Here is a 19273-nt window from a genome sequence, read left to right on the forward strand (position 1 = left end):
AATGCGGTGGGTCAGTGACAGATGAATTGACTGACCCACCGCATTCGCGAGCAAGCCCGCTCCCACAGGTGACCGCATGCAGTTTTGAATATGAGGTCGGCTGCGGATTTGCATGCACTGAAAATCTGCTTTTCTGTGGGAGCTGGCTTGTCGAATCGTCGCACCGCTGCGATGCAGGCACCTCGGTGTGTCAGGTACACGGAGTTGATGCCATCGCAGGCAAGCCCGCTCCCACATTAGACCGAGTATGGCTTTGCTGTTGCTGTTGCTCGGGCTCTTACATCCTTTTCGATGACGAAGTCAGCGGTCTTTTGATCTGCGCTTTTGATCTTGATCTGAAATCGCCCCGTCAAACACGATGGCCGGAATCTGACAGGGATTTGGGGGGTAAACCGGCAGGACGCCGGTTTAGCCGCGCTGGGCCAAGGATGGCCCATCGCGGCGGCCCCCCAAATCACTGTCGGATTGCGGGCATGCCGAGCCTAAGCGAGGCACCGAGTGTTGGGGCGAAGACCTTTTGGTTACTTTTGGGTCTTTCCAAAAGTGACCCGCTGTAAGAGCGGAACCCTACTCAGCCGTTACCGCAGCAATGGATATGTACTCCGCAGCCCCGCAGCCCCGCAGCCTCCCACAACCCTCACAACTGATAACTGAAACTCAAGGTATACCGCGGCCGCCGGTTAAAGCTGTCCAGGGCGATGTCCGACATCGGCTTGGCTGCTTCCAGGGCGATGTTGTAGTACTTGTTATCGCCAAAGCGCAGGCCCAAGGCCGCCGAGGACATGTCGTTGCCCTTTACCGGCAGTTTGTTGAACCAGGTCTTGGCGCGGTCAAGCACCACATACGGTTGCAGGATCTTCACCCAGTCGCCAGCGCGGTTGAAGCTGTAGTTGACCTCATACGCCACGCCCCAGCCCTTGTCGCCTGAAGCTTGATCATCAGGGTAGCCACGGCCGAAGTTCTGCCCGCCAAAGGTGGCGCGCTCGCTGTCGGGCAAGGTGGCGTCGCTCCAGTAGAACGCACCCGAAAGCACGCCTTGCCAGTTGTCGAAGAACTTGTCGCTCTGCACCCCGGACAGGCGCAGACGGAAGAAGTCCAGATCAGGTTTTGCCGTGCCCAGGTCGCTGTGGGCTCTGGCACCCAGGCCATTAATGCCTTGGTACAGCCCGGCGCTGAGGATGCGCAACTGGCGAGTGTCGGACTTGCGCCAGTCGCCTTCAAAGGCCAGTGCGCGCAGGTCGCTTTCGATGTCGAAACGGTTGGGGTAGCCCACCAGTTGATAGCGCGTGGTCTGGTCCACCGCATACAGGCGTGTGGCCAGGGTCAGCGATTCGTTGGGCGAGGCAATCAGCGGGTGGCTGAGGCCGATGGTGTAGCGGTCGATCGACTGGTGCGGCTTGAGTTCGAAGCCTCCGTCCAGCTGGATATTGCTTCTGGGATCGGCGCGGTAACGTTCGGCACCCAGTATCAACTGGCTGCCCTCGGCATTGATGAATTGGCTGTAGCCCACACGGTAGTAATGTTCTTTGTCGTCACCCGGCGGGAACAGGCCGCTGACGTAAAGCTGCTCGCCCATGGACGTCTGGGAATTGCTGGTGGCGGTAAGCAACGCTTGCGTACCGTTACGGTTGTTGTCGACCAGGCTCATGCTGGTGGTGAACGGCTTGCGCGAGGCTTCGATCTTCATGTGCGTGGCGCCATCGGTGGTGCCCGGCGGCGGCACTTGCGCCTGCAGGGTCACGCCGGGGATACGCCCCATCAGCGTGGTATAGCGCTCGAACGTCTTGCGCGTGAGCGGGCGTTCGGCCAGCAGCTTGTTAGCGAGTTTGTCGACGTAGGCCGAGACTGAGCCGATGTCGCCGCTTTGCTCGTAATCCTTGATGTAACCCTCCACCAATACCACGCGTACCAGGCCGTTTTCGAAGGTCTGTTGCGGCAGGAATGCGTAGGACAACAGGTAGCCGTCCTGCTGGTAGCGACGCGTGATCGCGCGGGTGGCTTCGATCAGCTGCGCGAGGTTGGTCTCACGGCCAATCAACGGTGCGTAAGCCTTGGCTGTTTCGTCCAGCGGGTAGATCGTACCGCCCTCGATCTGCAGCTTGCGGATGGTGACTTTGGTGTCCATCTGCAATGGCTGGTTCTGGGTGGCAGGCGCTTGCGGTAACTGGGTCTGGGGTGTGGTCGGTCGATAAGCGTCGGCGGGGAGGTTGGGCACCGGCAGGTTGCGGATGGTGTCGTTGCTGTTGAGGAAGCTGGGAAGGGTCTCGGCCTGAACGTAAGCACTGAGGGTGAGCAATAACAACGGCGTCATTACGCGCATAGGACACTCCATGGTCAAACTGCAGCAGCGCTTCGGACCCGCCGGGTTCTGGGACGCGGTTCGGGAGGGCGAGGTTTTTTAGACAAGACCGGCCCATAAAAAAGACGAGAGACTTATAAGGGTCTCTCGTCTCAACCAAGCGTAGGCGCTGTAGGGGAGGCCGTCTAATCGGCCAGGTGCAATTTATTTTTTGCCGGTAAGGCCATTCAGTAAACCGCCCAGACCGCCGCTTGTACCTGTGCTTGCGCTGCCGCCGGCCGAGGTGCTGGCGCCGGTGCCGCCGGTGAGGCCACCGAGCAAACCACCGCTACTGCCACTGGTGCCGCCGGTGACCAAACCACCTATCGAGCCTACGGTGTTGCCGACTGTGGTGACAGTGGTGCCTACCGCGTTAGTGACTGGGTTGGCATTGGCGGCGGTCAGGTTAGTGCCGAGACTGCTCACCGCACCACCGACTTGGGTCACCAGGCCGTTGACGGGAGCGCCGAGGCCTGTAGTGGTGCCGACGTTTTGGGTCAGGCTAGCCACACCGGACGTTACTGGGTTGAGCGCCGCGCCGACGTTAGTCGCCAAGCCTGCCACCGGCGCCGTGGCGGCGGTGTTGGCGACGCCAGTGCCGCCGATAACGGTGCCGAGCGAGGCGACCGTGTTGCCCAATGCGCCACCGGTCACACCTGCCGCACTCACAGTGCCGTTGGTGTTGCCGGCGTTCAGGCCGTTGCCCACGTTGGCCACCAGGCCGCCGACCAACTCCGGTATACCAGGCGCTGCGGCACCGCTGGCTGGAGCGACGTAGCCGCCGGATTTATCCAGTGTGCCGCCTACGCCCGTCAGAGCGCTGCCGACGATGGTGGTCACAGGGTTGCCGGTACCGCCAGCGCCGGCAACTTGAGTGCCCAGGCCTGTGACGGTGGAGCCGACCTTATCCAGCAGCCCATTCACAGGAGTGCCGAGGCCGGTTGCCTTGCCGAGGTTGCCGGTGGTGTTTTCCACCAGCGACACCACAGGCACCAGCACTTTGCCACCCACTGTGTTAGTCAACGAACCCAACGGGCCAGTAGTGCTGGCCGTGCTGACGGTATCGCCGAGCATGGTGACGGCCTGGCCGACTTTATCCACTAAACCACCTGCCGCACCGCCTACGCCACCGGTCAAGCCGCCCACTACCGGCACGCCGCCGAGGGTGGTCGACAGCGATTTCCCGGTGGTCGACAGACCAGTACCCAGGTCGGCAACGCCATTCCCTACACCTGCGACAGTGATGCCCAGGGAGTTGCTGTTAGTGCCCAGCGAACCAAGGCCGCTGGTGACGCCAGTGCCGATGCTGGTGACCGCAGTGCCGGTCGCCGTCACCAGGCCGCCTGCTGTTGTGCCGACGATAGGCACATTGTTCAGGGTCGAACCGAGGTCACCAACAGCTGCGCCTACGTTACCGACAGTACCGCCGAGGGTGCCGGCAATCTGCCCGGTAACCAGAGGTGTAGTGGTCGAACCTGTGCCGCCGCCAGTACCTCCACCTGTGCCGCCGCCAGTGCCACCGCCAGTGCCACCGCCGGTTCCGCCACCTGTACCGCCACCTGTGCCACCGCCGGTTCCGCCACCTGTACCGCCGCCAGTGCCACCGCCGGTTCCGCCACCTGTACCGCCGCCAGTGCCACCGCCGGTTCCGCCACCTGTACCGCCGCCAGTGCCACCGCCGGTTCCGCCGCCAGTGCCACCGCCGGTTCCGCCATCTGTGCCGCCGCCAGTACCACCGCCGGTTCCACCATCTGTGCCGCCGCCAGTGCCGCCGCCGGTTCCACCACCCGCGCCGCTACCTGCACCCGCATCAGGAGATGAGGCCGCCACGCTGCTGTGATGCCCGCCACCACCGCTGCTGCAGCCACCGAGGCTCATCGCCATGACCAGGGCCAACGCGGTACTTGCTTTCCAAAGCACTACTTGAGTTTGAGTTTTCATGATTGAGTTCCCTTGCACCTGTACAACCTGGGTTGTTTTCAAACGCTCGCTATTTCTAGGGATAGCGATACGTTTGTCCGTGTTGTCATCACAGACCCGGGCACTCTTTCGCGCAACGCTCAACTTGGTATTAACGATTTATATACACAAGGCCATGGTCGGCTTAATGACTAATACGAAGGGTATAATCGAGGGGTGTAACAAGATGTATATATGTTAAAAATCATTGAGTTGGATAAAGAAGCGGACGCTTGGGCGTCCGCTATAACTTAAGGTGTATATATACAATTAATGTGTTTTTTTCAGGTGATGGGCTGCCACTTGCCGAGCATATGTTGTATGTCGCCGGCACCTTTCAATTGCAACTCGCCGCTGGAACCTGCGGCACTGCTGAGTAAAACAACTTCACTGGGCAGGCGTACCGGCTTTTTGAATTCGACGGCTACTTCTACATTGGCGGCGGGCAAGTGCTCATGCAGCGCGGCGAATGTTCGGGCGGTATTCCATAGCCCATGAGCAATCGCCTGGGGAAAGCCGAACAGCTTGGCTGTCAGCGCGCTCAGGTGGATCGGGTTGTAGTCGCCGGAAACCCGCGCATATTGGCGACCGATATCGGCGGGCGCCTTCCATCGCGCGACTTCGCTGACAGTGCCGCAGATGGATAAAGGCGCCTCTTGCGCTTCGCCGTCCAGCTTCACGCCTCGACACAACATACGGCTGTCGGCTTCCCACAACAGGCCCAGCGCGTCCTCCACCGTAGTCACAATGTCAAAGGTCGCCCCCTTGGCGTGGGGTTGCAGATTGTGCGCGTATACGCCAACTATCAGGTTATTCACGCCGCCCAATGGCCGATGGATGCGGATACGATTGCTCAGGTGAATCAGCCCCAGCAGTGGAAAGGGAAATTTTTTGTCGGTGAGCAATTGCATCTGCAAACCGAACGCCAGGAGATGCGGGTAAGTGCCCGGCAGCACCGGGCTGTCGGCGAACCCGCAGACCTTGCGATAGGCCGCGACGTGCGCAGGGTTCACGCGTACATGGCAGCGTAATCCGCCATCAGGCAAGGTGCTGCCGCTGATCTTGCGCTTGAGCGCCGCCCGCCCATACAGCGGCAACAGAAACGGGGTGCTGTCCAATGTCTGCCACTGCATAGTCACGCTCCCAGCAGGCTTTGCCCACACACCCGCAGCGCCTGGCCGCTGACGGCCCCGGAGCCCGGCTGCCCGAGCCAGGCGACGGCTTCTGCCACGTCTTGCGGCAGACCACCCTGGCCCAAAGAACTCATGCGCCGCCCGGCTTCACGCAAGGCGAAAGGAATATGCGCGGTCATCTGGGTTTCGATAAAACCCGGTGCGACCGCATTGATGCTGATGCCACGCTCGCCCAGCAGCGGCGCCCACGCCTGGGCCAGGCCAATCAGCCCGGCCTTGCTCGCGGCGTAGTTGGTTTGCCCGCGATTACCGGCAATCCCGCTGATGGACGCCAGCAGCACCACGCGGCCGTTGTCGTGCAGGGTGCCACTGTCGAGCAGGGCTTTGGTCAGCACTTGCGGCGCGTTGAGATTGACCGCCAATACGGCGTCCCAATATTCCGGCGTCATGTTGGCCAGGGTTTTATCGCGGGTGATGCCGGCGTTATGCACCACGATGTCGATGCCGTCCGGCAGGTTTTCGATCAACTGTGTGGCCGCGTCTTCGGCGCAGATATCCAGCACCACAGTGCGCGCACCCAAGCGAGCGGCGAGGGCTTCGAGATCGGCCTTGGCCTGGGGCACATCCAGCACGATCACTTCGGCGCCGTCGCGCGCCAGGGTTTCGGCAATGGAGGCGCCGATACCACGCGCAGCACCCGTGACCAACGCCTTGCGCCCAGCCAGTGGCCGTGTCCAGTCTTCAACCGGGGTGGCGCAAGCTTGCAAGCGAATAACCTGGCCGGAGATATACGCACTTTTCGGCGACAGGAAGAAACGCAGCACGCCTTCCAGCTGATCTTCAGCGCCATCGCCCACATACAGCAGTTGCAACACGCCGCCGCTGCGCAGTTCCTTGGCCAGTGAACGGCTGAAACCTTCGAGGGCGCGCTGGGCGCTGGCGGCGAACGGGTCGCTGAGGCTTTCCGGCGCGCGTCCCAGAATCACCACGTGCGCGCTGTGATCGAGATTTTTCAGCAAGGGCTGAAAGAATTCGCGCAGTTGCTTGAGCTGGTCGGTGTGCTGCAAGTCGCTGGCGTCGAACACCACGGCCTTGAGCTTGGGGCCGTGGCCTGGAATCCAGGTCGACGACTCGGCGCCGTAGGTGTAAATCGCGTCGGTCAGTTTGTGCGCAAACTCCTGCACTTTGGCGGCCAGCGCGCCACCGCCCAGCAGCAGTGCACCCTCCACCGGGCGCAGGCGTCCGGCCTGCCAGCGTTCCAGGCGTACCGGTGACGGCAGGCCAATGGCGGCGACCAGGCGATGGCCGAGGCTTGAGTTGGCGAAGTCGATATAACGGTCAGACATGGAACGCTCTCCGAGTGCTGGGGTTCAAACGGTGGACCATCAATAGGTGAAAGTCGTTCGATTGAGCCTAGGCTAGTCTCAAAGACTCGACCCACAACCTTCAGGGAGCTTTCCATGACTCAATTGCGCCGTGTAGCGATCATTGGCGGTAACCGCATCCCCTTCGCCCGTTCCAATGGCCCGTATGCCACGGCGAGTAACCAGGCGATGCTCACCGCTGCCCTCGAAGGCCTGATCGAGCGCTACAACCTGCACGGCCTGCGCATTGGCGAAGTTGCTGCCGGTGCGGTGCTCAAGCACTCGCGCGACTTCAACCTCACCCGCGAATGCGTGCTGGGCTCGCGCCTGTCGCCGCAAACCCCGGCCTATGACATTCAGCAGGCGTGCGGCACCGGGCTGGAAGCGGCGTTGCTGGTGGCCAACAAAATTGCCCTGGGCCAGATCGAATGCGGGATTGCCGGCGGCGTCGACACCACGTCCGATGCGCCGATTGGTGTGAATGAAGGGCTGCGCAAAATTTTGCTGCAAGCCAACCGCAGCAAATCCATCGCGGATAAATTAAAAGTCCTGTTACAACTTCGTCCCCATCACCTTAAGCCGGAGCTGCCGCGCAATGGCGAGCCGCGCACCGGCCTGTCCATGGGCCAGCATTGCGAGCTGATGGCGCAGACCTGGCAGATCCCGCGCGCCGAGCAGGATCAACTGGCGCTGGAAAGCCATCAGAAAATGGCCGCGTCCTACGCCGAAGGCTGGCACAACGATTTGCTCACGCCGTTTCTGGGCCTCACCCGTGACAACAACCTGCGCCCCGACCTCACCCTGGAAAAGCTCGCCAGCCTTAAACCGGCGTTCGAGCGCAGTGAAAAGGGCACGCTCACTGCCGGTAACTCCACGCCACTTACCGACGGCGCCTCCTTGGTGCTGCTGGGCAGTGAAGCTTGGGCCAAGGAGCGCGGCTTGCCGATCCTCGCCTATTTGCGCGACGGCGAAGCGGCGGCGGTGGATTTCGTCAATGGCGCCGAAGGCCTGTTGATGGCGCCGGTGTATGCGGTGCCACGCTTGCTGGCGAGAAATGGCCTGACGCTGCAGGATTTTGATTACTACGAGATTCACGAGGCCTTTGCTGCCCAGGTGTTGTGCACGCTCAAGGCCTGGGAAGACCCGGAATATTGCAAGAACCGCCTGGGGCTGGATGCGCCGCTGGGCGCCATTGACCGCAGCCGGCTCAACGTCAAAGGCAGCTCATTGGCGGCCGGGCACCCGTTTGCCGCCACGGGCGGGCGCATCGTCGCCAACCTGGCCAAATTGCTCGACGCAGCAGGCAAAGGCCGAGGGCTGATTTCGATCTGCGCCGCCGGTGGTCAGGGTGTGACGGCGATCATTGAACGCTGATTGCCGACGAAATTGGCATATTGAGTGCATTCTTGAGTGGTCAGAGGTCGGTAGCCCCTCCCACCGGCGCGCCGATTGCCGTATAACGAGTGCCATACGCGTATTTGGTAATAAAGGACCCACAATAAAAGCTGATGAAGACTCCTAAACGCATTGAACCCCTGATCGAAGACGGTCTGGTCGACGAAGTGCTGCGCCCTCTCATGAGCGGTAAAGAAGCAGCTGTTTATGTGGTGCGCTGCGGCAATGAATTGCGTTGCGCCAAGGTTTACAAGGAGGCGAATAAACGAAGTTTTCGTCAGGCATCCGAATACCAGGAAGGCCGTAAGGTCCGTAACAGCCGTCAGGCCCGGGCCATGGCCAAAGGCTCCAAGTTCGGCAAGAAAGAAACCGAAGACGCTTGGCAGAACGCCGAAGTGGCGGCGTTGTTCCGCCTCGCCGGTGCGGGCGTTCGCGTGCCCAAGCCGTTCGACTTCCTGGAAGGCGTGCTGCTGATGGAGCTGGTGGCCGACGAGTACGGCGATGCAGCGCCGCGTCTTAACGACGTAACGCTGGAGCCGGACCAGGCGCGCGAATACCACGCCTTCCTGATTTCCCAGATCGTACTGATGCTGTGTACCGGCCTGGTGCACGGTGACCTGTCCGAGTTCAACGTACTGCTCACGCCAACCGGCCCGGTGATCATTGACCTGCCCCAGGCAGTGGATGCGGCGGGCAACAACCACGCGTTCAGCATGCTGGAGCGGGATGTGGGCAACATGGCTTCCTACTTCGGGCGATTTGCGCCGGAGTTGAAGAAGACCAAGTACGCCAAGGAAATGTGGGCGCTTTACGAAGCCGGCACCTTGCACCCGGCCAGCGTGTTGACCGGCGAGTTTGACGAGCCGCAAGAGCTGGCGGACGTGGGCGGTGTGATCCGTGAAATCGAAGCGGCGCGGCTGGACGAAGAGCGCAAGCAAGCGATTAGGGCGGCGGATGATGCGCCAGCGAACAAGACTGCGGAAGAACCGCCGCCGCCTTGGATGCAGTGATTTAACAACGCCCTTCGGCTTGGTGAAGAGCTAATGTGGGAGCGGGCTTGCTCGCGAATGCGGCTTATCAGTCAACAGATTCACTGGCTGATACACCGCATTCGCGAGCAAGTCGAATCGTCGCACCGCCGCTCCCACATTTAGTTCTGAGCTTGCCTGTTAAGCATTGATCAAGCGCAACAGCTGCCCGAAGCCAACTCCTTGAGTATCGGGCAATCCGGCCGATGATCGCCCTGGCAGTGTTCCACCAGGTCCTGCAACGTATCGCGTAACTGCCCCAGCTCCAGAATCTTCTGGTTCAACTCCTCGATATGCTGGCGCGCCAGGGCTTTTACGTCGGCGCTGGCCCGCTGGCGGTCTTGCCACAAGGTCAGCAGCTTGCCGACCTCTTCCAACGAAAACCCCAGATCCCGCGAGCGTTTGATAAATGCCAGCGTGTGCAAATCATCGCCGCCATACACGCGGTAGCCGCTGTCGGTGCGGTGCGCGGCTTTGAGCAGGCCGATAGACTCGTAGTAGCGAATCATCTTGGCGCTCAACCCGCTCTGGCGGGCGGCCTGGCCGATGTTCATGGGCGTTGATCCTCGTAGTCCTTGGGCTTCCAGGTTTTCAACAATAACGCATTGCTCACCACGCTGACGCTGGACAAGGCCATGGCTGCACCTGCGAGCACTGGGTTGAGCAAACCGAAGGCTGCCAGGGGAATGCCGATCAAGTTATACACAAAGGCCCAGAACAGGTTCTGGCGGATCTTCGCGTAGGTCTTGCGGCTGATCTCCAGGGCGGCCGGCACCAGGCGTGGGTCGCCGCGCATCAGCGTGATGCCGGCGGCATGCATCGCCACATCGGTGCCGCCGCCCATGGCGATGCCGATATCGGCAGCCGCCAGGGCCGGGGCATCATTGATGCCGTCGCCGACCATGGCGACGACGCCGGTCTTTTTCAACTCGGCCACCGTGGCGGCCTTGTCGGCGGGCAGCACTTCGGCGTGTACATCATCGATGCCCAGCGCCAGGGCCACCACGCGGGCACTGCCGCGATTATCGCCGGTGAGCAAATGGCTGCTGATGTGCTGAGCCTTAAGTTGTTCCACAGCTTCCAATGCACCGGGCTTGAGGGTGTCGCCAAACGCAAACAGCCCCAACACGCGGGGTTGTGCACCATGCTCGATCAGCCACGACAAGGTGCGGCCTTCGGCTTCCCAGACTTTGGCAGACTCGGCCAGGGCACCTGCGCTCAAGCCGTTTTCTTCGAGCATGCGGCGGTTGCCCAAGGCCAGTTCATGGCCATCCAAAGTGCCAGCAATGCCGCGTCCGGTCAGCGATTGGCTGGCGCTCACGTCCGCCACGGTCAGCCCTTTTTCACCACACGCCTCCAGCACGGCCTTGGCCAACGGATGCTCGCTGCCGCGTTGCAAGGCGCCGGCCTGTTGCAGCAACAGATTTTCATTGCCGTCCACCGCCGCCAAGTGCGCAATTTTTGGCGCGCCGGAGGTCAGCGTGCCGGTCTTGTCGAATACCACCGCACTGACTGCATGGGCGCGCTCCAGCGCTTCGGCGTCCTTGATCAGAATGCCATAGCGAGCGGCGACGCCGGTGCCGGCCATGATGGCGGTCGGTGTGGCCAGGCCCAGGGCGCATGGGCAAGCGATCACCAATACCGCGACCGCATTGATGATCGCGGTTTCCAGTGATGCGCCGTACAACCACCAACCCACCAAAGTGATCAACGCCAGCACCAGCACGCTGGGCACAAACACTTGGCTGACTTTATCCACCAGTTTCTGGATCGGTGCCTTGGCAGCCTGGGCGTCTTCCACCAGACGGATGATCCGCGCCAGCACACTTTCTGCACCCAGCGCCTGGGTGCGTACCAGCAAACGGCCTTCGCCATTAATGGCGCCGCCGGTGATCTTGTCGCCAGGCTGTTTCGGCACCGGTAGGCTCTCGCCGCTGATCAAGGCCTCGTCGGCATGGCTTTGGCCGTCCACCACTTCGCCGTCCACCGGGAAGCGCTCGCCGGGTTTGACCAGCACCAAGTCGTCGAGCTTTAACGCAGTGATGGCGACGTCTTCTTCACGGCCTTCAAACACGCGAATCGCGCGTTCCGGGCGCAGTGCTTCGAGGGCGCGGATGGCGCTGGCGGTCTGGCGCTTGGCGCGGCTTTCGAGGTATTTACCCAGCAACACCAGGGCGATCACCACGGCTGAGGCTTCGAAATACAGGTGCGGCATAGTGCCTACGGGTGCCGTGAGCCATTCATAAATGCTCAGCCCATAGCCGGCGCTGGTGCCGATGGCCACCAGCAAGTCCATATTGCCGGCGCCGGCGCGCACGGCTTTCCAGGCGGCTATATAGAAGCGGGCGCCAAAGATGAATTGCACAGGCGTGGCCAACGCGAACTGCACCCAGGCCGGGAGCATCCAGTGCAGGCCGAACGGCTCCATCAGCATCGGCAGCACCAATGGCAGCGCCAACGCAATGGCCAACAACAACGACCAGCGCTCGCGGTGCAGGCGCCGGGCCTGGTTGGCGTCGGTGACGGTTTCGCTTTGCGGCAAGGTGGCGGTGTAGCCGGCCTTGTCGACGGCGGCGATCAATACGCCGGGGTCCATCTGGCCGAGTACTTCGACGTGGGCACGTTCGTTGGCCAGGTTGACGCTGACGCTTTGCACCCCCGGCACCTTGCCCAGTGCGCGCTCGACACGCCCGGCACAGCTGGCGCAGGTCATGCCGCTGATGGGCAGGTCAAAGGTGGTGGATCCATTCATGGGGCAGTCCTCCAGAGAAGTTGCCCCCAGCATCAACCTTGACCTGTGGGGAAGGTCAAGCGCCTTTAATACTCCAGTGCGGCGGGTTTAAGGTACATACCGTCCGGGCCTTGGGCGATACGCAGTTTGCGTATGTCTCCGGCCTTCAACGTGATGTTCTGCGCAGGCGGCGCGAGCATGCCCGGCAGGCAACCTGGCGATTGGCCCGGCAGCAGCTTGAGGCGCAGCGATACATTGCCCGCCGGCAAGTTGAACGAGTTGGCCTGTTCCTGGAACAGACGCCCGGCCAACTGGTCCTGGATATACAGGCCGATTTCGCAATTGGTCGGCACTTCCAGGCGCTCGCGGGAAATGATCAATACCGCGTAGTCTTGATCCGCAGAGGCCATGGGCGCAGCGGCGGACAAGCTCAACAGGCCGATAAGGCTAAAAAACGACCAGCGCATGGCGAATGCTCCGTGGTTCAAATCCAAGATGCATGAAGCTTGGCCGAGCCAACGCCGGAATACCAGCCCGGTCGCGATTTTGGACGCTTGACCTTGCCATCGTGGCAAGGTCGAGACTGGCCCCAACCTCATCAAAGGAGTCATGTCATGCAAGTATTCAGTGTTGAAGGAATGACCTGCGGCCATTGTGTTCGGGCGGTCACTCAAGCAGTACAGAGCCAGGACCCGGCGGCGAGCGTCAAGGTCGACCTGGCCGCCAAGGAAGTCGGAGTTGAAAGCCGGCTGTCCGCCGAGCAAGTCATCGCGCTGATCACCGAAGAAGGCTACAGCGCCAAGCTTGCGTAACATTTCCGATAGTTAGCGAGCTATCGTAATGTTCATCACACCCAAGCGCGGCTAGACTGTCGGGCTGCCGACTCACTTGGGTGTCTGATGAACCTCCGCATAATCCTGATTCTGGGCGCCTTGAGCGCCTTCGCGCCGTTGGCGATCGATTTTTACCTGCCGGGCTTTCCGGCGATGGCCACCGCCTTTGCTACCGACGAAAAACACATCCAACTGACCCTCGCCGTGTACTTCGGCGGCCTGGCCATCGGCCAATTGATTTATGGGCCGCTGGCGGATCGTTTTGGTCGGCGCGTGCCGCTGCTCAGTGGCGTGACCCTGTTTACCCTGGCGTCCTTCGCCTGCGCCTACGCGCCGTCCCTGGACTGGTTGATCGGCGCGCGTTTTGTGCAAGCCCTTGGCGGCTGCGCGGGCATGGTGATTTCGCGGGCGGTGGTCAGCGACAAATGTGATGCCGTGGGCTCGGCCAAGGTCTATTCGCAGCTGATGCTGGTGACCGGCCTGGCGCCGATCCTCGCACCGTTGGCGGGTGGGGTGATGGTCGGGTTGTGGGGCTGGCAGTCGATTTTCCTCGCGCTGTCGATCTTCAGCGTGATGGCGGCCATCGCCGTGGCGGTCGGGTTGCCGGAAACCTTGCCAGCCGACAAGCCGCGTCAACCGTTGTCCGGCTCGTTGAGCCGTTATGTCAGCCTGTTGTCGGACCGGGTTTATTTGGGTTACGCCCTTACCGGCGGTATCTCGATTGCCGGGATGTTTGCCTACATCGCCGGTTCACCGTTCGTCTTTATCAAACTCTATGGCGTGCCCGCCGAGCATTACGGCTGGGTATTTGGCTCCAACGCCGCCGGCTTCATCCTGGTTGCGCAACTCAATGCGCGGTTGCTGGCTAAACGTGGCCCGGCGTTTTTGCTGTCGCGCACCGTGTGGGTCTACGTGGCGGCGGCGTTGACGCTGCTGGGCATTGCCGCGCTGCGGACTGAGGCGTTATGGCCATTGCTGGTGCCGCTGTTTATCTGCATCGCGAGCCTGGGCTGCATTTTGCCCAACACCTCGGCATGTGCCATGGCCGGGCAGGGCGCACGGGCCGGCAGCGCCTCGGCGTTGCTCGGTTGCATTCAGTTTGGTGTGGCGGCAGGCGCGGCGTCGTTGGTCGGCGTATTGCACGACGGCACGGCGATGCCGATGGCAATGGTCATCAGCTTGTGCGGTGTATTGGCCGTGACGATTGCGGTGTCGACCCAGCGCCTGCAACGGGCGAGGGCCGCGCAGGCGCAGGTCTGAGGTGCGGATCAGCCGGCGGCGGAACGTTGCTGGCTGAGGGGAATGCGGTGGGGCGCCTGGATGCGGGCTTGCAGAGTGTCGGCAAAGGCGCGGGCCTCGGCCTCACTGCGGAAGGTGAAGGCGTCGCCGTCGAGGCTGACCTGCCATTTGTTGCCTGGGGATTTTGCTAACGCTCTTATCAGGATCTTCATTGCTGACTTCCTCACGTAAAAGAATCGTGGCAAAGGCGGCCAATATAAACCCGAATGCGTTCACAAATATGACAAAGATCAACTCTCTGACTAGCGGTGTCGTCCATTACTCACATGAATAATGGACGACGCTGACAGACGTTTTTTAGAACCCTTCCAGTACGATCTTGCCCTTGGCCTTGCCGCTTTCCAGCAGCGCATGGGCGCGGCGCAGGTTGGCGGCGTTGATCACGCCGAAGTGCTCGCCCACCGTGGTTTTCAAAGTGCCGGCGTCGATCAGTTGGGCCACGCGGTTGAGCAGGTTGTGCTGTTCGATCATGTCCGGCGTCTCGAACATCGAGCGCGTGTACATGAACTCCCAGTGCAACGACAGGCTCTTGCGCTTGAGTTTGCTCACATCCAGCACCTTGGGGTCGTCGATCAACGCCAGCTTGCCTTGCGGCTGCAGGGCTTCGACCAGTTGGTCCAGGTGAAGGTCGGTCTGGGTCAGGCTGGCGACGTGGGTCACTTGGGGCTGGCCGGCGTTTTTCAGGGCTTCGCTGAGCGGCTGGCTGTGATCGATCACCACATCGGCGCCGAGCGCCTTGGCCCATTCCTGGGTTTCCGGGCGTGAGGCGGTGCCGATGACGGTCAGCGCGGTGAGTTGCTTGGCCAGCTGGGTCAGGATCGAACCCACACCACCGGCGGCGCCGACGATCAGCAGGCTCTGGCCTTCATCTTCTTTACCTTCACGCACTTGCAGGCGCTCGAACAGCAGCTCCCAGGCGGTGATGGCGGTGAGTGGCAGTGCGGCGGCTTCGGCAAAACCCAGGCTCTTGGGCATATGGCCGACGATGCGTTCATCCACGGTGTGCAGTTCGCTGTTGCCACCGGCGCGCACCAGGGAACCGGCGTAGAACACCTTGTCACCGGCCTTGAACAGTGTCACGTCGCTGCCGACCGCCTTGACCACACCAGCCACGTCCCAGCCCAGCACCTTGGCGGCGCCGTTTTCCGGGGCGACGTTCTGGCGCACTTTGGTGTCCACCGGGTTGACCGAGATGGCTTTGACCTCCACCAGCAGGTCACGCGGGCCGGCGACCGGCTCCGGCAGTTGGATGTCTTGCAGGGATTTTTCGTCGCTGATCGGCAGTGAGGCGTAGTAGGCAATGGCTTTCATAATAGTTCCGGGAAAAAAGGTGGTCGAGAGTCAGACTAAATGTGGCGAGGGAGCTTGCTCCCGCTGGGCTGCGAAGCAGCCCCAAAAACTGTCGGGAAGCGCTTCGCACTCCAGCGCAAGCAAGCTTGCTCGCCAAAAAAACGCGCTGATGAGTTGATCAGGCAAGAAATTTCAGGCGCTTGAGTTCGAAGTGTTCGAGCACATCGGCAGCCTTGGCGCGAAAGCTCTGGATATGCGCACTCTGGTCGTGATCGGCCAGCGCCGCGTCGTCGCTCCAGCGTTCGAGCATGTAGAAGGTTTCCGGGTGTTGCAGGTCCTGGTGCAGGTCGTACTGCTCGCAACCGGCTTCCAGGCGAGTCGGTTCCAACAGGCCGCGCAGCAGGGTTTCCAGCGTGGCGTGCTGGCCGGGTTTGGCGATCAGCGTGGCGATGACGTTAAAGGCAGCGGACATATTCAACTCCAGACACGTGATGAGCGGGATGGGCAGATGATTAGCTATTTCCAGCACAGATAAAAGCGGCTAAAACAGCAGTCTGTTTCAATAAAATTTTGATAATAGGTGAGGGTACATGCTGCGTTTTGATGATTTGCAGTTGTTTGTGCGGGCGGCGGACCTAGGCAGTTTGTCGGCCGCCGCGCGCATCATGGACCTCTCGCCTGCCGTGGCGAGCGCGGCGCTCAAGCGTATCGAACAGCAACTGGGCGCGCGCTTGCTGGCGCGCTCCACCCGCAGTTTGCGCCTGACCGCCGAAGGCGAGGGCTTTTTGGAGTACGCCCGCGCCGCGCTGAGTTCGCTGGACGAAGGACGGCGCCTGTTGGCCAGCGGCCAGGACCATGTCAGCGGCGTGCTGCAACTCTCGGCGCCGTCGGATTTCGGGCGCAACCAACTGTTGCCGTGGCTCGATGAGTTTCAGCTGGAGTACCCGCAATTGAACATCCGCCTGCTGCTCGGCGACCGCATCGCCGACCTGTTCCGCCAACCGGTTGATATCGCCCTGCGCTATGGCGAGCCTGAAGATTCCAGCCTGGTCGCGCTGCCCATCGCCCCGGACAACATTCGCGTGCTGTGCGCCGCGCCCAGCTACCTGGCACAGCATGGCGAGCCCCGGCATCTTGAGCAGCTGGCGCAACACAATTGCCTGTTGTACATGCTGGGCAGCCGCGTCCACGACCACTGGGGGTTTTACGACGGCAAGCGCGAGGTCGGCCTGACGGTCAGTGGTGATCGCTTCAGTGACGATGCCGACGTGGTGCGCCGCTGGGCGGTGGCGGGTGTCGGCATCGCCTACAAGTCCTGGCTGGACGTGAGCACCGATGTGCTGGCGGGGCGTTTGCGCCTGGTGTTGCCGGAGCTGCGCGGTGAGCGTACGCCGCTCAACCTGCTGTGCGCCCACCGTGCGCAGTTGAGTAAACCGATCAATCTGCTGCGGGAAATGCTCGTGTCCCGTTGTGCGGCTTTGACCGCGCAAAGACCGGGGCTATTGAGCTCTGGGCAATAGCCTCCACAAAAGCCGGAAATTTCACTCAGATCCTGTCCCTATTCGCGCTGCCAGCCGCCGTCGAACGGGCGGTTTGCGCCCCTATACTTTGGTTCCAATCGCAGCAGACAAATGATTTACAAGGAGTGAATACATGGAAGAAGCACCTTGCATCAGTCAGATCGCCAGCTTGCTCGCTGAGCCCAAACGCACCGCCATGCTCTGGGCCTTGATGGACGGCTCAGAGAAAACCTCGGAAGAGTTGGCCACACTGGCCGGGCTGTCCGCCGCCTCGGCCAATGCGCATCTGGCGCGCCTTACCGGCAGTGGTTTGCTGCGCAGCGATGCCAAGCGTGGCAAGCGCGTGTTTCGTGTGGCGGCGGCCGATGTCTGTGCGGCTGTCGACGCATTGGCCTGTACCGCCTTGAACTGCGCCGCACGCAGTACGCCGCAGGCTTCATTGCCGGTGTCATTGGCGCCCCCGCCGTTGCGGCGCGCGCGGTTGTGCCAGGGGCACCTGGGCGGTGAGCTGGCGGCGGGGCTTTATCAGCGAATGCTGGAGGCCGGCTGGATCGACCGCTACGAACAGCGCACCGACGTGACCGTCACCGGCGCGCAGCACTTCGCGACCCTGGGCATTTTTACCCAGGCACTGTCTGCGCCGCTGGCCTGCGACTGTTTTGACTGGAGCCAGCAGCAGCCGCACCTGGGTGGTGCGTTGGGCGCCGGGTTGTTGCAGTTGTTTTTGCAGTGCGGCTGGATCAACGCGGTTAACGAGTCGCGCGCCTTGCTGGTGACAGACCAGGGGCTTACGGAAATCAACCGTCTGGCCACGGCGTAGGCGCGTGCGTCGTTCAGAGTTTCAGTCAGGTCGTATCCAGCAATAACCGGGCAAAACGATGCCGCACACTCGCCTTGGGGATTTTTCACACAGGGGGTGCGGCATGGGTATGCAAGGCTATAGCGCAGCAGAGCGGCTGGAACGGTTGCCCATCAGCGGTTACCACCGAATCATCTTTATCATCATCGCCCTGGCGTTTTTCTTCGACTCCATGGACCTGGCGATGATGACCTTTCTGTTGGGCTCGATCAAAACCGAGTTCGGGTTGAGCACGGCCCAGGCCGGGTTGCTCGCCAGTTCGAGTTTTTTCGGCATGGTGGTCGGTGCGTCGTTGTCCGGCATGTTGGCTGACCGTTTCGGGCGCAAGCCGGTGTTCCAGTGGAGCATCGTGTTGTGGGGGCTCGCCAGTTACCTGTGCTCCACGGCGCAGACGGTGGAAACGCTGACGCTGTTTCGCATCTTGCTGGGGATCGGCATGGGTATGGAATTCCCGATTGCGCAGTCGATGCTCTCGGAGCTGATTCCCGCCAAGGGCCGTGGGCGTTATATCGCCTTGATGGATGGCTTCTGGCCGCTGGGGTTTGTGGCGGCGGGTGTGCTGTCCTACTTTTTGCTGCCGGTGATTGGCTGGCGCGACATCTTCCTGGTGTTGGCGGTACCGGCCGTGTTTGTGCTGGCGATTCGGTTTTTTATCCCGGAGTCACCGCGCTGGCTGGAGCAGGCCGGGCGGCATGCAGCGGCGGATAAGGTGTTGCTCGGCATCGAGCAGAAGGTCCGCGACTCGTTGGGGCGTGCGGACCTGCCGGAGCCGATTGCCTTGCCTCGGGTTGAGAGCGTGCCGGGCACGTTTTTCTCGGCGTTCCAGCAGTTGTGGTCGGTGCAGTATCGCCAGCGCACGATGATGATCTGGAGTGTGTGGTTCTTTGCCTTGCTGGGTTTCTATGGGCTGACGTCCTGGCTGAGTGCCTTGTTGCAACAGTCGGGCTTTGCGGTGACGCAGTCGGTGTATTACACGGTGATCATTTCCCTGGGCGGGATTCCCGGCTTTTTGATGGCGGCCTGGCTGGTGGAACGCTGGGGCCGCAAACCGGTGTGTGTGGTGACATTGCTGGGCGGCGGGGCGATGGCGTTTCTGTATGGGCAGAGCGCGGTGTTTGGCGGCAACGTGGGGTTGCTGATTACCTCGGGGCTGTTGATGCAGTTCTTTCTGTTTGGCATGTGGGCGGTGTTGTACACCTACACGCCGGAGCTGTATCCCACCTCGGCGCGGGCCACCGGTTCCGGGTTCGCCTCGGCGATTGGCCGGGTTGGCTCGTTGCTGGGGCCGTTGGTGACCGGGCTGGTGTTTCCGATAACCGGGCAGGGCGGGGTATTTGCCTTGGGGGCGCTGTGTTTTGCAGTGGCGGCGCTGGTGGTGTGGGTGTTTGGGATGGAGACCAAGGGCAAGACCCTGGAAGAACTGACTGAAATCTGAAGGTTAGTGAAGGTCAGTGTGGGAGCGGGCTTGCTCGCGAAGGCGGTGGGTCAGTCAATACAGGTGTCGACTGATACACCGCCTTCGCG

Annotated in this window: 17 protein-coding genes; 7 read left to right on the forward strand and 10 right to left on the reverse strand. The window is 61.6% G+C overall.

Annotation, left to right across the window (positions count from 1 at the left end; all coding sequences use genetic code 11):
* Positions 1 to 637: 637 nt before the first annotated feature.
* From ACTD9P_RS25805 to ACTD9P_RS25820, 4 genes are all read right to left on the reverse strand, one after another.
* Entirely contained in the window at positions 638 to 2320 is a 1683-nt protein-coding gene (locus ACTD9P_RS25805) for a ShlB/FhaC/HecB family hemolysin secretion/activation protein (protein WP_438869904.1), read from the reverse strand.
* A gap of 183 nt (positions 2321 to 2503) precedes the next feature.
* Positions 2504 to 4279 carry a collagen-like triple helix repeat-containing protein gene (locus ACTD9P_RS25810; protein ID WP_438869905.1) on the reverse strand — a complete coding sequence of 592 codons (1776 nt, stop codon included), beginning with the start codon at positions 4277 to 4279 and terminating at the stop codon, positions 2504 to 2506.
* Between the two features lie 302 nt (positions 4280 to 4581).
* Positions 4582 to 5430 carry a MaoC family dehydratase gene (locus ACTD9P_RS25815; RefSeq protein WP_438869906.1) on the reverse strand — a complete coding sequence of 283 codons (849 nt, stop codon included), beginning with the start codon at positions 5428 to 5430 and terminating at the stop codon, positions 4582 to 4584.
* Positions 5431 to 5432: 2 nt separating this feature from the next.
* A complete protein-coding gene (locus tag ACTD9P_RS25820; protein ID WP_438869907.1) occupies positions 5433 to 6776 on the reverse strand; it encodes a 3-oxoacyl-ACP reductase in 1344 nt (447 codons plus the stop codon).
* Positions 6777 to 6890: 114 nt separating this feature from the next.
* Between ACTD9P_RS25820 and ACTD9P_RS25825 the strand changes: the two genes are divergently transcribed.
* Complete coding sequence (locus tag ACTD9P_RS25825; RefSeq protein ID WP_438869908.1) at positions 6891 to 8168, forward strand: acetyl-CoA C-acetyltransferase; 1278 nt, start codon at positions 6891 to 6893, stop codon at positions 8166 to 8168.
* A 134-nt stretch (positions 8169 to 8302) separates the two neighbouring features.
* Positions 8303 to 9199 carry a PA4780 family RIO1-like protein kinase gene (locus ACTD9P_RS25830; RefSeq protein WP_438869909.1) on the forward strand — a complete coding sequence of 299 codons (897 nt, stop codon included), beginning with the start codon at positions 8303 to 8305 and terminating at the stop codon, positions 9197 to 9199.
* A 170-nt stretch (positions 9200 to 9369) separates the two neighbouring features.
* Here ACTD9P_RS25830 and cueR read toward each other — a convergent pair whose 3' ends face one another.
* From cueR to ACTD9P_RS25845, 3 genes are all read right to left on the reverse strand, one after another.
* Complete coding sequence (gene cueR, locus ACTD9P_RS25835) at positions 9370 to 9771, reverse strand: Cu(I)-responsive transcriptional regulator (protein WP_438869910.1); 402 nt, start codon at positions 9769 to 9771, stop codon at positions 9370 to 9372.
* On the reverse strand, positions 9768 to 11969 hold the full coding sequence (locus ACTD9P_RS25840) for a heavy metal translocating P-type ATPase (protein WP_438869911.1): 2202 nt from the start codon (positions 11967 to 11969) through the stop codon (positions 9768 to 9770). Before ACTD9P_RS25840 ends, cueR begins: the two co-directional genes overlap by 4 nt.
* Before the next feature lie 65 nt (positions 11970 to 12034).
* Positions 12035 to 12415, reverse strand: coding sequence for a hypothetical protein (locus ACTD9P_RS25845; RefSeq protein ID WP_438869912.1), 381 nt, complete (start codon positions 12413 to 12415; stop codon positions 12035 to 12037).
* Positions 12416 to 12562: 147 nt separating this feature from the next.
* Between ACTD9P_RS25845 and ACTD9P_RS25850 the strand changes: the two genes are divergently transcribed.
* Together ACTD9P_RS25850 and ACTD9P_RS25855 are read left to right on the forward strand one after the other, a co-directional pair.
* Complete coding sequence (locus tag ACTD9P_RS25850; RefSeq protein ID WP_438869913.1) at positions 12563 to 12760, forward strand: heavy-metal-associated domain-containing protein; 198 nt, start codon at positions 12563 to 12565, stop codon at positions 12758 to 12760.
* A gap of 87 nt (positions 12761 to 12847) precedes the next feature.
* Positions 12848 to 14041 (forward strand): multidrug effflux MFS transporter, encoded by a 1194-nt coding sequence (locus ACTD9P_RS25855; protein ID WP_056860424.1) that lies wholly within the window; start codon positions 12848 to 12850, stop codon positions 14039 to 14041.
* Positions 14042 to 14049: 8 nt separating this feature from the next.
* On the opposite strand, the gene ACTD9P_RS25860 is transcribed toward ACTD9P_RS25855, so the two are convergent.
* From ACTD9P_RS25860 to ACTD9P_RS25870, 3 genes are all read right to left on the reverse strand, one after another.
* Complete coding sequence (locus ACTD9P_RS25860; RefSeq protein ID WP_017134711.1) at positions 14050 to 14232, reverse strand: hypothetical protein; 183 nt, start codon at positions 14230 to 14232, stop codon at positions 14050 to 14052.
* A 145-nt stretch (positions 14233 to 14377) separates the two neighbouring features.
* Complete coding sequence (locus tag ACTD9P_RS25865; RefSeq protein ID WP_438869914.1) at positions 14378 to 15391, reverse strand: zinc-binding alcohol dehydrogenase family protein; 1014 nt, start codon at positions 15389 to 15391, stop codon at positions 14378 to 14380.
* Between the two features lie 157 nt (positions 15392 to 15548).
* Positions 15549 to 15842, reverse strand: a complete 294-nt coding sequence (locus ACTD9P_RS25870; protein ID WP_438869915.1) for a putative quinol monooxygenase — start codon at positions 15840 to 15842, stop codon at positions 15549 to 15551.
* 118 nt (positions 15843 to 15960) lie between these two features.
* On the opposite strand from ACTD9P_RS25870, the gene vimR reads away from it, so the two are divergent.
* From vimR to ACTD9P_RS25885, 3 genes are all read left to right on the forward strand, one after another.
* Positions 15961 to 16890, forward strand: a complete 930-nt coding sequence (gene vimR / locus ACTD9P_RS25875) for a transcription regulator VimR (RefSeq protein WP_438869916.1) — start codon at positions 15961 to 15963, stop codon at positions 16888 to 16890.
* Positions 16891 to 17023: 133 nt separating this feature from the next.
* The gene (locus tag ACTD9P_RS25880; protein ID WP_438869917.1) at positions 17024 to 17710 is read left to right on the forward strand and encodes an ArsR/SmtB family transcription factor; all 687 of its coding nucleotides are present in this window, start codon (positions 17024 to 17026) and stop codon (positions 17708 to 17710) included.
* Positions 17711 to 17813: 103 nt separating this feature from the next.
* Positions 17814 to 19184, forward strand: a complete 1371-nt coding sequence (locus ACTD9P_RS25885; protein ID WP_438869918.1) for an MFS transporter — start codon at positions 17814 to 17816, stop codon at positions 19182 to 19184.
* Positions 19185 to 19273: the final 89 nt, after the last annotated feature.

Origin of the sequence: Pseudomonas onubensis, from assembly GCF_965653655.1 — a bacterium.
Classification (GTDB): domain Bacteria; phylum Pseudomonadota; class Gammaproteobacteria; order Pseudomonadales; family Pseudomonadaceae; genus Aquipseudomonas.